This window comes from Flavobacterium endophyticum (assembly GCF_003634455.1).
GTDB classification, from domain to species: Bacteria; Bacteroidota; Bacteroidia; order Flavobacteriales; family Flavobacteriaceae; genus Flavobacterium; species Flavobacterium endophyticum.
In genome coordinates, this window is record NZ_RBLC01000001.1 from 873,366 (window position 1) to 888,972 (window position 15,607).

The following is a 15,607-nucleotide window of genomic DNA, read 5'->3' on the forward strand; positions in this document are numbered from 1 at the left end:
CCATTGAACTTAGAAAGCCTCATAAAGGACTGCATCAGGCAAAAAAGCAAGGCACAAGAAGAATTATACAACAGGTATAAAGATATTCTTTTTGTGCTGAGCTTAAAGTATTGCAGCAATGAGGCCGAAGCCGAAGATAACCTGCACAATGCTTTCATTGAAATATTCACCAATATTAAAAAATACAATGGCTCGGGATCTTTTGAAGGTTGGATAAAACGAATTACCATAAACAAAGCCATCGACAGTTATAAAAAAAGCTACCAGATGGTTCCGATCAAAGATGATTTTCAAGACACTTTGATTGAAGAAAAAGAAATCGATTTTTCTTTAGATACGATTTTATCATTGATTCAAGAGCTTCCAACGCAATACCGATTGGTTTTCAGCTTGTATGAACTGGATGATTATTCACATAAAGAAATAGCGCAAATGCTGGAAATTTCAGAAAATACGTCCAAATCGAATTTGCATAGGGCCAAAACCATCTTGAAAGAAAAAATAAAGCAGAAAAATTCATTCCAGAACAATTACAATATTAGCAATGGAGAATAAAAAAGACATAGGAAAAGCATTTAGGGACAAAATTGACGGTTTGGATAAATCTCCAAGCCCTAAAGTTTGGGACTCAATAAATGCCGAGCTGAAAAAAAAGAAAAAAAGAAGACTGTTGCCATTCTGGATAAAAACTACCGGAATCGCGATCTTATTTCTATTCTTATTGCTACCTTTTTCAACATTGGAATGGAGCAGAAATTTTCCGTTTTACAATAATAATAAGACAGATGCTACTGAGAAAAACAACACTAGCAATGGTACCAATGACAATAACAGTTCTACTACAAACTCTACCGATACTTCAAATTCTGGTAATTCTAAAATAGGTCATGAGAAAATCAATTCTCCAACTTCACAAGACAACGCTAATAGTTCCGACAATGCTTCAGCACGTAACAGCATAAGTTCATCTGAAAAATCAAAAATCACCAAATTCAAATCAAGCAATGCATTTCAAAAAAAATCAAAAATTAAAGCTTTAGCGCAAAATTCTTCCAAAGCAGCAAAAAGTAAAAGTAAAAAATCACGTCTTGGGAATAGGTCTTCAGAAAAAGCTCCATTTGAAAAAGATGTCTTATCTCAAACCACAAATACAACTATTGCCGAGAATCAAAGGAACTACATTCCAAATACAGAAACTGATTTAACTCCGGCAGAAAAAAAGAAGGACAGCCTAAAAGAGAAAAAGAAAGAAAAAAAGCCTGAAGTAAAAGACGAGAAAAAAACCGTAAAAGACAGTGTCAAACCTTTTAGCAAATTCTATGTTTTTGGATATGTTGCTCCTACTTACTATGGTCTGTTTTCAAACAAATCTTCTTTAGACAGCCGCCTTGAAAACAATAAATCTAGTGCTGAATTTACGTTCAATTTTGGCGGTTATATTGGCGTAAATATAACTGAAAGACTAAATCTTCGATTAGGTGCCAGCCTTTCCAAGTTTAATACTACAACTCAAAATGTGAACTTTAATACAAGTAACTTTGAAAATATAGAATATAAGCCAGGCATTACAAACAGTTCGATTGTGGCGCAATTTAACAATGAAAATCTTGATATCCGAGAAGAATATTCTTTTTTAGAGATTCCGTTTGAACTCAAGTATACTTTGTTAGATAAAAAAATCGGAATGGAGGTCATCGGCGGCATCAGCACCTTGTACCTGAATAAAAATACCATAGAGGTCGAAAAAAACAACCAAAGCCTCATCATTGGTAAAAGAAGTGATCTTCTAAAAGTACATTTCACAACGAATTTTGGAGCAGGATTCTATTATAAAATATCCAAAAATTTACGTTTCAACGCTGAGCCTATTTTTAAATATCATTTCAATCCTTCGGAAGGCTCACCTAAAAAAATATCCTTTGGACTCCAGACTGGACTCCAGTATAATTTAAACAATTAGTTAGTTAGATAAGTTGGTTAGTTATCTTAGCCCTGTTTCATTAATTTGGAATGGGGCTTTTAAGTTGTATGTGGATTTTGTCGCAAAATATCATTTACAGCAAAAACTGGTATTCTTAATTGTCAGGTTTATTCTCATTAATAGTTCATGTCTCTTTTTCTTCTTTCCGTGACATCTATTTTCCAGTTCGTAGCATTTTCTTCCATAAAAAACCGAATTGCCTTTACTTTTACTAAGCAAAACAAGCAATCTTGGCGGATACCGAAAAGCCATATGAGTAGGAACAACCACAAAAATCTAGAATCATGTCACAACAATTCAATTTAAAAACAGTATTTACAAACGAGCAATTACAAATCATGTATGCAACAGGAACAAACGTCGTTGTTGGAAAACCTTCTGACGGACGTTCAACAAATGTTGCATGGCAAGTTTTCAAGCCCTTGCAAACAAACCTATTTTCATGGAAAGAAGAATATGGAATTTACGCATCGGCTGCTGACATCAGAAATGGTGCGACCTTATCTCAATTATCAAACACTCCAATTGGATCAGAAATGGGTAAACAATATGTATTACAAGACTCTGGAAGAATCGTTGGACCTATGGGTGGAGGATATCCAAACGCATTTTTATTATTAAACCAATTTGGAATGAAACCTTATATGACAGTTGGTCTTCATCAAAATGCCACCGTGAATGGAATTGAAAGAATTGGAAATGCCGTTTCTGCAATTCCAGCTTTAATGCAAAGTACTGCGGTAATGTCCCCAAACACCACTCTTCATATCTGGTTGCAATCTCAAGTTGTTAGCAATTCAGTTGTTACTACTATAACCTCTCCTATTACTGAATTAAAATTTGGAGGCAATGTAACTGAAATTTCAATTACGTATGACTCTGCGACTGGAAAATTTGTTCCAGTAAAAAGCGGCGCGTTAAAAAGCGCTTCAGAACCATTAAATTATATTGAGCCTTCTCTATAATTATAAAGAATAAAAGTGGCTACCTATACCTAGTAGCCACTTTTATTATTCTTAAATCTATGTAAGCTTGGATATTTTTAGCATTTTTTTATCTCTATCTAAAAATTCCAGCTTCCAGATAAACCGAGATTTATAGAAGAATCTCCAAAATTTTTCCCTGCTCTTGAATTGAACAAATCATAAGGAGAATAATGGTAATTGCAATGAACTCCAAATCCATAAAACATAATTTTAATTCCTTGTGAGAAAGCGATCGTGTGAAGCGTCGGCTTCAAATCCATTTTATCAAAACGTTCTCCATCGGGCTTGCTATAATGCAAATATTTCCAACCGATTCCAGAATTTGACTCAATATGGAAATTTTCATTAGGAGATTGATATAAAAATCTCGTGTACCTTAAGCCTAATAAAAAAGAAGATTTACTTCCTTCCAATAGTATATTTTCATTATCTACTTTATAAGAAATGCTTTTCCCTTTTACAATACCGCTAAGTTCAGCACCAAAATCTATAAATTGACGCTTTGCAATTTTTGTCCTCATGTAAAAAGCCGTGTTAATCGAACTTTCATATTTGTCGGCCAAAGCACCAAGCGGAATCCCATAACTCTCTTCTATAATATTTCTTTTATATAAATCGATTTTCGGAAAAACAATAGTGTCTTGCGCATTCATCTCAAATGCAATCAAAACCAAAAAAAGCATTTTATTCATTTGGCAAAAGTTTAAATTTATTATCTGATTTGTGAGAGTTTCCAGCCCCAAAAAGTAATAGCATCCCTTCGTTCACATTATGTTCTTCAAAGACTATTTCTTTTTCGCTAGGTAAGTAAATTGAATATTTGGTCATGCTCTTGGTTACAAAAACAATCGGAAAGGAAACCGTTTCATAATTGGTATGAAAAACAAATTTGTTTTTATAATGCTTTCCATAAAATTTCAAGACATAGCGTTTTGCACGAGTATCCTCAAAACTTAAAAACAGTTCCTTATTTTCTATATCTATTTGAATAGGCTTTGAATAATTGATATTATCTACATTGGAAATCTGCTTCATAAAACTCCTGGTAAAAATCTTATTATCATACTGAACATGCACCGTATCCAATTGATCATAAAATTTACCCGAAAATTTTTTAGGAATGTTTTTAAAATCTTCCCGATTAATTTGATTGTGAACCGTACACGAAGCGATACAAAACACAAATAAAAGTGGCCAGTTTCGTTTCAAAGAACGACCAATGCACTTTTGAAAGCTGTCAAAATTCTCAATGATTGTTTTCATAATTACTTATTTTTAGTAATCCAAAATTCTTTTATTTATCGCAAATAATATTGTGCTAAATAATATTTTGTACTTTAGCATTTGTGATAATCGCAAAAAAAATGAGTAATCAAGACCTTTTACTAGGGAATATCAGAAAACATTTGCCTAAGAATTCTTCTTTAATTGAAGAAATAGCTTCCGTCTTACACATAAGTTATGATGCTTCTCATCGAAGAGTCTCTTGCAAAAGCAAGTTTTCGATTGAAGAAACCGTAAAGCTCTGCCAGCACTATTCCATTTCGATGGATAATATTTTCAAAGGAGATAGCAATAAAGTAATTGCAGAAAAGACAAAAGAAATACGTTCACTAGAAGATTTAGCGCTCTATTTCAAACAGTCAGCACAAAATCTGAAACCTTATGCTTCCAACTCGAAAATGTATTATTCTTCAAAAGATATTCCTCTTTTTTATACTATTGGAGGAACATTGCTTTCAAAATTCAAATTATATGTATGGCTGAATCTTTTGGTAGGAACAGAAAATCAGGAAAACTTTGAAAAATTCACTCTAGATCAGTCACTTTTAGAATATAGCTCACAGCTGCAAAGTGTTTATGAAAATGCTGAAGTCCATGAAATCTGGAACGATACCACCATCAACAGTACATTACAGCAAATCTTATATTTTTTTGAATCCGGATTACTATCGCATTCCAATGCCGTACTTCTCTATGAAGATTTAAAAAAACTTTTACAGAAAGCTGAAGAAAAATCAAGCAAGAACTCGACAGGATATCATTTATATTATAATGAGTTGCTGATCTTGAACAACAATGTGCTTATGTCTAGCCCAGAAAAGAAATCTTTATTTATCCCATACACCATGCTTGGTTATTTTATTACAGAAGATGAATCGACTTGTCGAAACGCTTCGGAATATTTCATCCATCAAATTAAAAATTCGAAGTCGTTAAACTTGTCAGGAACACGCGATCGAAAAATTTTCTTTGGCAGAGGTCATCAAAAAATTGATTTTTATTTACAGAAAATCAACAAGTTAGACTTCGAAATATAACAAAAGACTAAAAATAGAAATATTTTTTTTACCTTTTTGTAACTTTTTGGCAACTCATTACGTATAACAACCTGAATACTTAAATTAAGGAGAAACTAAATGAGACAACTCAAAATTACCAAGCAGGTAACTAACCGTGAAACTGCTTCCTTAGACAAATACCTACAAGAAATTGGAAAAGTTGACCTTATTACAGCTGATGAAGAGGTAGAACTAGCACAAAAAATAAAAGCCGGAGACCAAAGAGCGTTAGAAAAATTGACAAAAGCCAATTTACGTTTCGTAGTTTCGGTAGCAAAACAATATCAAAATCAAGGACTTACACTTCCTGATTTAATTAACGAAGGAAATTTAGGTCTTATAAAAGCTGCGCAACGTTTCGATGAAACGCGTGGTTTCAAATTTATCTCCTATGCTGTATGGTGGATTCGTCAATCTATCTTGCAGGCTTTGGCAGAACAATCTCGTATTGTTCGTCTGCCTTTGAACAAAATCGGTTCTATCAATAAAATCAACAAGATGTATGCGTTGCTTGAGCAATCAAACGAGCGTCCGCCATCTGCTGAAGAAATTGCAAAAGAATTGGATATGACGGTGAACGACGTAAAAGAATCTATGAAAAATTCTGGACGTCACCTTTCTATGGATGCTCCTCTTGTGGAAGGAGAAGATTCAAACCTTTACGACGTTTTACGTTCAGGAGAATCTCCTAATCCAGATAGAGAGCTAATTCACGAATCTCTGCGTACAGAAATCGAGCGTTCTTTGGAAACATTGACTCCAAGAGAAGCAGATGTTGTCCGTTTATACTTCGGTTTAGGCGACCAGCATCCGATGACTTTGGAAGAAATAGGCGAAACTTTCGATTTGACTCGCGAGCGTGTGCGTCAGATTAAAGAAAAAGCAATCCGCAGACTGAAACACACTTCAAGAAGCAAGATCTTAAAAACCTATTTAGGATAAACAATCGCAAAGTTTTCTATAATCATTTTGATTGTTAGAATTTATTTGTATATTGGTTTTCCAAAAAATTGACATTCATTTACTACAATATTTAACGCAACAACAGTTCAAAACTGTTCGTTTTTTGATTGATGATTGAAACTCCGGCTGATTACCGGAGTTTTGTTTTTTTATCAAACAAACCTCGGTCTGTTCGCTTCGCTCGTGTTTCCGGAGTTTTGTTTTTTAGTTTAAAATTCTTTATTCCAAATTGAATATTCAACATTCAAAATATTTTGAAAATAGTATCTTTGCCACACAACTGAAAAAAGTTTGAATATTGATTAATGAATTTTCAATTTTGAACTTTATACAACACAACACAAATGAAAAATACTTTAATCGCACCTTCTGTGCTTGCTGCGGATTTTGGAAACTTGCAACGCGACCTGGAAATGATCAATACTAGTGAGGCTGACTGGTTTCATATTGATATCATGGATGGTGTTTTTGTTCCGAACATCTCTTATGGGATGCCTGTTTTGGAAACCATACAAAAACATGCAAAGAAAACAATCGACGTACATTTGATGATTATCGATCCTGATCGTTATATCAAGACTTTTGCATCGCTTGGAGCAAATGTACTAAGCGTCCATTATGAAGCTTGTACGCATCTCCATAGAACGTTACAGGCCATAAAAGCAGAAAGCATGAAAGCTGGAGTTGCTTTGAATCCGCACACAAGCGTTACCCTTCTTGAAGACATTATCAACGATATTGACGTAGTATGTGTAATGAGCGTTAATCCTGGTTTTGGTGGTCAATCATTTATTGAATCAACTTATAAAAAAGTAAGACAGCTAAAAGAAATCATATCTCGAAACAAAGCGACCACTTTAATTGAAGTAGACGGCGGCGTTACTAACAAAAATGCAAGACAATTAGCTGAAGCAGGAGCCGATGTTTTAGTTGCTGGCAGCTATGTATTCAAAGCAGAAAATCAACTAGAGACTATTGCTGATTTAAAGAAAATCACGGCAATTTAATATCTCTGTTATCCATAAAAAAGACCTGTCAACATTTGTTTGCAGGTCTTTTTATTTGGTTTATTCTTCGTTAAAATTAATCATTGCCTTTACTCTTTCGTATAGTTCAGGAAATTCTTTTTTAAAAGTCTCCGGAGATTCAAAAAAATGCTCTAGAAGCACTGATAGAAATTCAAATTGGTTCTCATAAGCATAATCCCGGAAATACCCTCTCTCCGTCAATTCAGAAGACATTCTAGCATCATTATAGTATTTTACAATCTCATTGAATTCGTCGTAGAATATAGAAGCGCTAGCATCTTTCCCTTTTATGGCATGAAAATGTAGTACATGTGTAAATTCATGAAGTCCTAAATTTACATTGTCATTAGTCGTCTGATGTCCTAAAAGAAAATCTTCCCATGAAAAAACGACGGCTTTCAGCCTCGGATTGTATTCCCCTTTATGATTCTGCTCTGTTATCGTTGAAAAATACTGGCTCGGATAGATAATAATCTTTTGAAACAAAGGAGTAAGATAATACCGCATTCCGAATGTTAGCATAACATAGGTTCCGGCTATAATGATCTTCATTTCTTCAGAAACATGGACGTCTTTGCCGAGAAATTGATAATACTCAATAAACGATTTTACACGATGCTCAAAATAGGCTTTCCGTTTATTAGAAAGTTTTCTGTAGAAAGAAAACTCCTTTTCCAACATCAATCTTTGAGAAGATTTTAATTTCTTAGGAATTGGATACCAATGCAGATATAACGGCTTGTTGAATGCCAACACATAAGCTGGTTCAACAACAAGTCTTAAAAAGCCCATAATCATGCATAAAGACACGATTACAACAAGTATGTATGTCAAAAAAACTAAAATTGTTTCGCCCATATTCAATATCCAAGCATTACGTTTTGGAAAATAAAAAAGGGACTAAGCCTAGTCCCTTTAAAAATCTGTGACCCTGGAGGGGTTCGAACCCCCAACCCTCAGAGCCGAAATCTGATATTCTATCCAGTTGAACTACAGGGTCATTTTTTAGAGTTTAGTCTAAAATATATTATTTATGATAATAATTTCTTTACGATTGTAGAGATAGTCTTGCCATCTGCTTTTCCAGCTAATTCAGCAGAAGCCTCGCCCATTACTTTCCCCATCGAAGCCATTCCAGAAGCTCCTGTGTCGGCAATAATTTTTGCCACAACAGCTTCTACTTCTTCTTCGCTTAATTGAGCCGGAAGGAACTTTTCGATGATAGAGGCTTGTAGCAATTCAGGTTCAGCCAAATCTGGTCTTCCTTGCTGTGTATAAATATTGGCGCTGTCTTTTCGTTGCTTCACTAATCGTTGTAAAAGCTTAATTTCTTCATCTTGAGAAATCTCTTCTTTTGCTCCAGATTCGCTCTGTAACAGCAATAAAGCCGACTTTACAGCTCTTAAAGATTCAAGGCTGACAGTATCTTTGGCTCTCATAGCCGTTTTGATTTCTTCGTTGATTTGGTTTTGCAGGCTCATTTAGTATGACTCTTTTTTTAGGTTCTTCTCAAAATGCTTAAAAATCAAGGAGGCATTTTTCAAATTTATTGCCAATGCCTTATTTTTTTAAACTTGATGCGAAGATAAAAAAAATAACCCGAAAATCACATTCAATTTTCGGGTTATCGGGTTTTGGTTTGAGTTAGTTAATCTACGTTGTCGTGAAGAAACGAATTGTTTGAACGTAATTGTAAATCATCGTTACTGTCCGTTCCTAGTGACATCCTAGATTTGCTATTGTCAGCTTGGGCACTGTTTAAATCAATTCCCATTCTTTTGTATGCTGGTTCTTTTTCAAATTCATCAACTCTTGAAGGATTGTTATGGAATTTATAATTAAATTCTTTCATCTTCATCCTTCTTTCGTCAGCTCTTTTTTTCAAGGTCTGCTCGATGGTCATTTCAAGAGGCGAAATTTCTTCAAAAGCTGGATTGTTGAATTTTGGAGTTTCAACTTTCATCGTCAAATCCAATTCTTTGTCAACTGGCTCCTCTACTTTTGCAACTGGCTTCGATTGAAGCAATTCGTTTTCAACTTCCATATATTCTTCTAAAGAATATTTGATGATGCCTTTTTCGTTCAATTCAGTCATCGGAACTACTTGAACAGGCTGATTTACCTTGATTTCTTTAGTTTCGTTTGACAATTCGAAAAGAATTCGGTCTTCTTTTGGCGCTTCTGTTTTTGCAATCGGCAAGTCAAAAGAAAAAGTAATCTGCTCTTCTTCTTTGTAAGCTACAAATTCTGGCTCGCGTACTTCCATTTCTCTAACTTCTGGAGTCGTGATGTAAAATTCGTGCTCGCTGATAGGAGAAACAATCTGGAATTCCACATCAATATTCTTGATGAATTCTGTCGTTTTTACCAAATCAGAAACGATTTCCGGTTCTTCTACTTTTGCTTCAAATACGTCGAAATCTTCCAAAGCAAAAACAATTTTTTCATCATTTACTGTTTCTTTTTTTTCTTCTGAAGGTGTAAGATCAAAAGACGGGATCGTTTGCTTTTGCATCAAGTCACGACCCATTTTTTGCTCATCCTCCAATGCGTGGATAATTTTTTTTGGCTCGGTATTGACGATTTCGTTTTGCTGTTCTACGTTAAATCCCGTAGCAATAATCGTTACAGCGATTGAGTCGCCAAGCGTATCATCTTCGCCAACTCCCATGATGATGTTGGCATTAAAGCCCGCTTCAGCTTGGATATGGTCATTGATTTCTCCGATTTCATCAATCGTAATTTCGTTGGTTCCAGAAACGATAAGCAACAATACGTTTTTGGCGCCTGTAATTTTATTATCATTTAGCAAAGGCGAATCTAATGCTGAAACGATAGCTTCTTTAGCACGGTTTTCTCCGATTGCCGTAGCTGAACCCATAATAGCCGTTCCGCTGTTTGACAATACGGTCTTTGCGTCTTTTAAGTCGATATTTTGAGTATAGTGGTGCGTAATTACTTCAGCAATACCTCTTGAGGCTGTTGCCAAAACTTCATCCGCTTTTGAGAATCCGGCCTTGAAGCCAAGATTTCCGTATACTTCTCTTAATTTATTATTGTTGATTACGATAAGCGAATCTACTTGCTTTCTCAATCTTTCTACACCCAATAAAGCTTGGTCAGAACGAACTTTTCCTTCAAATTGGAATGGAATAGTCACAATCCCTACTGTAAGGATGTCTCTTTCTTTAGCCAATTGAGCAATTACCGGCGCAGCACCAGTTCCAGTACCACCGCCCATTCCAGCCGTGATAAAAACCATCTTGGTATTGCTGTCAAGCATCTTCTCGATATCAGCAATGCTTTCGATAGCCGACTGTTGTCCAACTTCAGGGTTTGCTCCAGCCCCCAGACCTTCTGTAAGGTTAACCCCTAGCTGAATCTTGTTTGGAACTGCACTATTCTGCAAAGCTTGAGAATCTGTATTGCAGACAATAAAATCCACTCCTTTAATTCCCTGCTGAAACATGTGGTTGATCGCGTTGCTTCCGCCTCCTCCAACACCAATTACTTTAATCACATTTGATTGATTTTTTGGTAAATCAAATGAAATGCTTCCAAAATCTGAGTTGCTCATCATAATATTTGGTTTTAATTTCTTTTCCTTTTCTTTTTAATTTTTCTGTCTGGCTATTAGGCCCTATTCCGCATTGTCTAAAAACTCCTTAATCTTGTCGATATATTTGTCAAAAAACGACTTTTTCATTCTTCCTTCTGTAGAAACCGTCTTGGCCTGCTCTACTTTTTTAGGAACTTCTTCTTCAATAATTTCTTCTTCATAATGATTCATTTCTGCAACAGCTTCTTTTTGCTGCATCTGAACCGGAACGACCTTTTCAACTTCTGTTTGGTTGAATGGAACAGCGCTTCTGGTATTATTTCGGATGCTGTTCATCACTAATCCGACAGCTGTTGCATAGAGCGGGCTTGAAATTTCTTCATCGGAATTTCCAGCGAGATGTTCGTTCGGATAACCAATTCTCGTATCCATTCCTGTGATGTATTCTACCAATTGCTTGATATGCTTCAATTGTGCTCCACCACCTGTCAGAACAATACCTGCAATCAGTTTTTTACGCGGATCTTCGTGTCCGTATGATTTGATTTCTGTAAAAACTTGATCGATAATCTCTACTACACGAGCATGAATTATTTTTGACAAGTTTTTCAACGAAATTTCTTTAGGCTCTCTTCCTCTCAAACCTGGAATAGAAACAATCTCATTGTCTTTATTTTCTCCTGGCCATGCAGAACCGAATTTCACTTTCAATAGCTCGGCTTGTTTTTCAATAATCGAACAGCCTTCTTTGATATCATCGGTAATGACATTTCCGCCGAAAGGAATCACTGCCGTATGGCGGATAATCCCATCTTTAAAAATTGCCAAGTCTGTTGTTCCACCACCGATATCGATTAACGCAACACCAGCTTCTTTTTCTTCTTGGCTCAATACTGCATCTGCTGAAGCTAAGGGCTCTAATGTCAATCCGGATAAATCCAAGCCTGAGCTTTTGATACATCTTCCTACATTTCTGATTGAAGAAGCTTGGCCTACAACAACATGAAAACTAGACTCTAGTCTTCCGCCGTACATTCCGATTGGCTCTTTGATTTCGGCTTGGCCGTCAATCTTAAATTCTTGTGGCAACACATGGATAATTTCTTCTCCAGGCAGCATTGCTAATTTGTGCACCTGATTGATCAACAGGTCGATATCATTTTCACTGATTACTTCTTCAGGATTGCTTCTGCTGATATAATCGCTGTGCTGTATGCTTCTGATGTGCTGTCCGGCAATGCCGACAACAACGTCTTTTATTTTATAACCTGAATCTACTTCTGCTTCGTGTACTGCCTGCTGGATAGATTGAATTGTTTGCGTGATATTGTTTACAACGCCTCTTGCCACACCAAGGCTTTTGGATTTTCCAACGCCCAAAATCTCAAGCTTCCCGTATTCATTCTTCTTGCCAATCATAGCGACAATCTTGGTTGTCCCAATGTCTAAACCTACTGCAATGCTCTCTTTTTCCATATCCTAATTTTTGGTGCACACTACCTGTTGCGTAAACTTCAGATTTACTGTCTTGTATTTATTTATCAAACTGTCTCGAATTGCCTTCTGAAAAAAGGCTTTATAATTCTTGAACTTTTTATCAACATTGATGGTTCTGCCAAAATCGATGACATAATTAAAATTTCTGTTCATCATTTTTAGGCTACCATTTGGCAAAACTTGTATACCGATGATGTTTTTATGCAAAAACTCATCGTCATAGATGTAACGAAAAACCTCGTTTAGATTTTCATTATTTTTACCGTTAATCCCCCCCGAAACAATTGGAACTCTAGCTGTGAAATTGTCTGACAACGGCATCTTATGTCCTTCGTAATCAATATAAAAAGAACCGTTATCCTCAAACACTCTGGCAACAGGTGTTTTCTGTTTCACGACAGCTTTTAAGACGCCATCAATACTCACAAATACTTCACACTTTTCGATCATATTGTGATTATTGAGAGTTTTCTCCAATTTATTCAAATCTAACTCATCTTTTTGAATGCTCGTAGGGGCTGCATTATTTTCTATTAACAATTTATTAACCGCTTCTTGTGTAATAAATGGGCTATTTTCATTGACAAATTCGACTACGGATTTTTTCAATTTTCGCTGTTCATTTCTCTTCGAAGTAAAAGAATACAGGAAAATCACAAGCGCAAACATGAACGCTAATTTGATATTTGTCCAGTTAAACTTTTTCATACAAAGCTTCTTTAATCGGTTTCACCAATTCACCTATATCGCCTGCTCCAATTGTAACAACAACTTTAGCATTGCTTTTTAAAATCTCCGAAATCAGGTCGGTTTTTGACACTAATTTTTTATTCGGATTGTCTATCTTGCTTAAAAGCCATTCAGAATTCACTCCTTCGACTGGCAACTCTCTAGCCGGATAAATATCCAACAAAATCACTTCGTCAAAAGCAGACAAACTTGACGCAAATCCGTCGATAAAATCTTTTGTCCTGCTGAACAGATGGGGCTGAAAAATAGCCAAAACTTTTTCTTCAGGATATAACTCCGTAACCGCTTGATGTACCGCATTTATTTCAGTCGGATGATGCGCATAATCATCGATATACACTACATTTTCTTCTTTAATCTGATAGGAAAATCTGCGTTTTACACCTTTGAATGTAAATAATGCTTTGGCAATGCTTTCGGTCGGGGTGCCGTAGGTATTTGCCATTGCCAAAGCGATTAAGGCATTTGTCAAATTGTGTTTTCCTGGTAAATTAAATCGTATGTCTTTTATGATTTCTGAAGGCGTCTGCACGTCAAAAACATAAGCACTATTTTCGATTCTGACATTAAAAGCCTTGTAATCGGCTTCTTCATTAACTGCAACAGAAATTCCGTCTAAAGGCAGTCCTTTTGCAACAAACAAATTATTTTTATCTTCTACTTTGCCTGCAAATTCAACAAAGGAAGCTTCGATGGAAGCTGTATCTCCATAAATATCCAAATGATCAGCATCCATCGATGTGACGCAGGCAATATTTGGATATAAATGCAAGAAGGAACGGTCAAACTCATCAGCTTCAACAACGGTTACGGTCTTACCACTTCCGATTAGGTTGGAATTGTAATTTTCTACGATGCCACCTAAAAATGCCGTAACATCGGCTCCGCTTTCATATAAAATATGTCCTAAAATGCTCGAAGTCGTCGTTTTTCCATGTGTTCCTGCTACGGCAAAACAGAAGGTATCTTTTGTGATTATGCCTAATACTTCTGCTCTCTTTTTAACTTGGTATTCTCTTTCTAAGAAATAATTCCATTCCGAGTGCGTTTTAGGCACAGCCGGAGTAATGATTACTAAAGTATTTTCAGAATAATAGTCTTTCGGGATCAGGGAAATACTGTCTTCAAAATGAATTTCGATTCCTAAAGCTTCTAATTCTTTCGTAAGCTCTGTTTCGGTCTTATCATATCCACATACGTTTTTGCCGATGGCTTTGAAATAACGCGCCAGTGCGCTCATTCCGATGCCTCCGATTCCGATGAAATAAACGTTATGTATCTGATTCAAATTCATTTTTTAGTCTTAATGTCGTAAAGTTTCAAGTCATAAAGTCGTCAGACTTTTACGATTTTTGGCTTTCAACTAATTTTATTATTTCGTCGACAATGTCTTTTGTTGCATTAGGCATTGCCATTTTTTTTATGTTTTCACTCAAGTTTTCTTGCAGATTCTTGTCGCTTAAGAGATTGTTGAAAATTGAGGTGAATTTTGTATCCAACTCGTTTTCTTTTATCATCAGGGCTCCATTTTTATCTACGATTGCTTTTGCATTTTTTGTCTGATGGTCTTCGGCAACATTTGGCGAAGGGATAAAAATCACTGGCTTACCCACCAAACATAATTCCGAAACTGAAGAAGCTCCAGCTCTAGAAATGATGACATCTGCCGCTGCATACACCAAATCCATTCTATCAATAAACGCTGTCACCTGAACATTTTCTTTTTCATTAAAATGCTTGTACTCTTCGATATAAAACTTGCCGCACTGCCAAATAACTTGTACCTCTTGCGAAGAAAAATTTACTAACTCTTTCGCAATCAGTTGGTTTATTCTTCTTGAACCCAAACTTCCACCAAGCACCAACAACACTTTTTTATCTGGATTCAGCTTGAAATAGTCTCGTGCTTCTTTTTTCTTCCCTTTTATATCGATCAAATCTTGGCGAACTGGATTTCCCGTGAAGACAATCTTATCTTTTGGAAAAAATCGGTCCAGATTTTCATAGGCGACGCAAATCTTGCTTGCTTTGCTACTCAACCATTTATTTGTGATGCCTGGATACGAATTTTGCTCTTGGATTACCGTTGGAATTCCTGCAAAGCCAGCTACTCTTAATAGCGGTCCACTTGCAAAACCTCCAGTTCCGATAGCCACATTTGGCTTGAATTTGTTGATAATCGTCCTTGATTTCAACAAACTGTCAAAAAGCTTGAAAGGGAAAAGCGAGTTATCTAGCGTAAGCCTTCTTTGCAATCCTGAAATCCAAAGTCCTTTTATCGGGTAGCCGGCTTGTGGCACTTTCTGCATCTCCATTTTGTCTTTGGCCCCTACAAATAGGATTTCACAATCCGGGAAACGTTCTTTTAATTCATTTGCAATAGCAATTGCTGGGTAGATATGTCCACCAGTACCACCACCGCTTAATATGAATTTTAATTTTTGCATTTTTTTAAATCTTTTTTCACTGATTTCATCTGCAAACTGCCATCTGAAATCTTA

The 15,607-nt window shown here is 35.9% G+C and carries 15 protein-coding genes and 1 tRNA gene; 6 read left to right on the top strand and 10 right to left on the bottom strand.

Annotated features, from left to right (window positions below; translation table 11 throughout):
• The first annotated feature begins 3 nt into the window (after positions 1–3).
• The 3 genes from CLV94_RS04165 (at position 4) to CLV94_RS04175 (ending at position 2,946) form a co-directional block, all read left to right on the top strand.
• Entirely contained in the window at positions 4–555 is a 552-nt protein-coding gene (locus CLV94_RS04165) for an RNA polymerase sigma factor (protein WP_121375178.1), read from the top strand.
• Positions 545–1,960, top strand: coding sequence for a hypothetical protein (locus CLV94_RS04170; protein ID WP_121375179.1), 1,416 nt, complete (start codon positions 545–547; stop codon positions 1,958–1,960). Before CLV94_RS04165 ends, CLV94_RS04170 begins: the two co-directional genes overlap by 11 nt.
• A gap of 305 nt (positions 1,961–2,265) precedes the next feature.
• On the top strand, positions 2,266–2,946 hold the full coding sequence (locus CLV94_RS04175) for a hypothetical protein (protein ID WP_147406570.1): 681 nt from the start codon (positions 2,266–2,268) through the stop codon (positions 2,944–2,946).
• Between the two features lie 98 nt (positions 2,947–3,044).
• Here the strand turns inward: CLV94_RS04175 and CLV94_RS04180 are convergent, their stop codons facing one another.
• Together CLV94_RS04180 and CLV94_RS04185 are read right to left on the bottom strand one after the other, a co-directional pair.
• On the bottom strand, positions 3,045–3,659 hold the full coding sequence (locus CLV94_RS04180; RefSeq protein ID WP_121375181.1) for a hypothetical protein: 615 nt from the start codon (positions 3,657–3,659) through the stop codon (positions 3,045–3,047).
• Entirely contained in the window at positions 3,652–4,230 is a 579-nt protein-coding gene (locus CLV94_RS04185; protein WP_121375182.1) for a hypothetical protein, read from the bottom strand. The genes CLV94_RS04180 and CLV94_RS04185 overlap by 8 nt, the downstream gene beginning before the upstream one ends.
• A 101-nt stretch (positions 4,231–4,331) precedes the next feature.
• Between CLV94_RS04185 and CLV94_RS04190 the strand changes: the two genes are divergently transcribed.
• The 3 genes from CLV94_RS04190 (at position 4,332) to rpe (ending at position 7,279) form a co-directional block, all read left to right on the top strand.
• Positions 4,332–5,288 (top strand): hypothetical protein, encoded by a 957-nt coding sequence (locus CLV94_RS04190; protein ID WP_121375183.1) that lies wholly within the window; start codon positions 4,332–4,334, stop codon positions 5,286–5,288.
• Positions 5,289–5,387: 99 nt separating this feature from the next.
• Positions 5,388–6,251, top strand: a complete 864-nt coding sequence (locus CLV94_RS04195; protein ID WP_026707723.1) for a sigma-70 family RNA polymerase sigma factor — start codon at positions 5,388–5,390, stop codon at positions 6,249–6,251.
• A gap of 365 nt (positions 6,252–6,616) precedes the next feature.
• On the top strand, positions 6,617–7,279 hold the full coding sequence (rpe, locus tag CLV94_RS04200; RefSeq protein WP_121375184.1) for a ribulose-phosphate 3-epimerase: 663 nt from the start codon (positions 6,617–6,619) through the stop codon (positions 7,277–7,279).
• A gap of 60 nt (positions 7,280–7,339) precedes the next feature.
• Here the strand turns inward: rpe and CLV94_RS04205 are convergent, their stop codons facing one another.
• From CLV94_RS04205 to murG, 8 genes are all read right to left on the bottom strand, one after another.
• On the bottom strand, positions 7,340–8,134 hold the full coding sequence (locus CLV94_RS04205; RefSeq protein WP_170148742.1) for a zinc-dependent peptidase: 795 nt from the start codon (positions 8,132–8,134) through the stop codon (positions 7,340–7,342).
• 92 nt (positions 8,135–8,226) lie between these two features.
• Positions 8,227–8,300: transfer RNA gene (locus CLV94_RS04210), tRNA-Arg, on the bottom strand.
• Between the two features lie 31 nt (positions 8,301–8,331).
• Entirely contained in the window at positions 8,332–8,781 is a 450-nt protein-coding gene (locus CLV94_RS04215; RefSeq protein ID WP_121375186.1) for a GatB/YqeY domain-containing protein, read from the bottom strand.
• Between the two features lie 167 nt (positions 8,782–8,948).
• Entirely contained in the window at positions 8,949–10,880 is a 1,932-nt protein-coding gene (ftsZ, locus tag CLV94_RS04220) for a cell division protein FtsZ (protein ID WP_121375187.1), read from the bottom strand.
• 60 nt (positions 10,881–10,940) lie between these two features.
• Positions 10,941–12,335: a cell division protein FtsA gene (gene ftsA, locus CLV94_RS04225; RefSeq protein ID WP_121375188.1), complete on the bottom strand. Its 1,395-nt coding sequence runs from the start codon at positions 12,333–12,335 to the stop codon at positions 10,941–10,943.
• A gap of 3 nt (positions 12,336–12,338) precedes the next feature.
• Positions 12,339–13,064, bottom strand: a complete 726-nt coding sequence (locus CLV94_RS04230; RefSeq protein WP_121375189.1) for a cell division protein FtsQ/DivIB — start codon at positions 13,062–13,064, stop codon at positions 12,339–12,341.
• Positions 13,051–14,400, bottom strand: coding sequence for a UDP-N-acetylmuramate--L-alanine ligase (murC, locus tag CLV94_RS04235; RefSeq protein WP_121375190.1), 1,350 nt, complete (start codon positions 14,398–14,400; stop codon positions 13,051–13,053). The genes CLV94_RS04230 and murC overlap by 14 nt, the downstream gene beginning before the upstream one ends.
• Positions 14,401–14,449: 49 nt before the next feature.
• Positions 14,450–15,553: an undecaprenyldiphospho-muramoylpentapeptide beta-N-acetylglucosaminyltransferase gene (murG, locus tag CLV94_RS04240; protein WP_121375191.1), complete on the bottom strand. Its 1,104-nt coding sequence runs from the start codon at positions 15,551–15,553 to the stop codon at positions 14,450–14,452.
• Positions 15,554–15,607 lie beyond the last annotated feature (54 nt).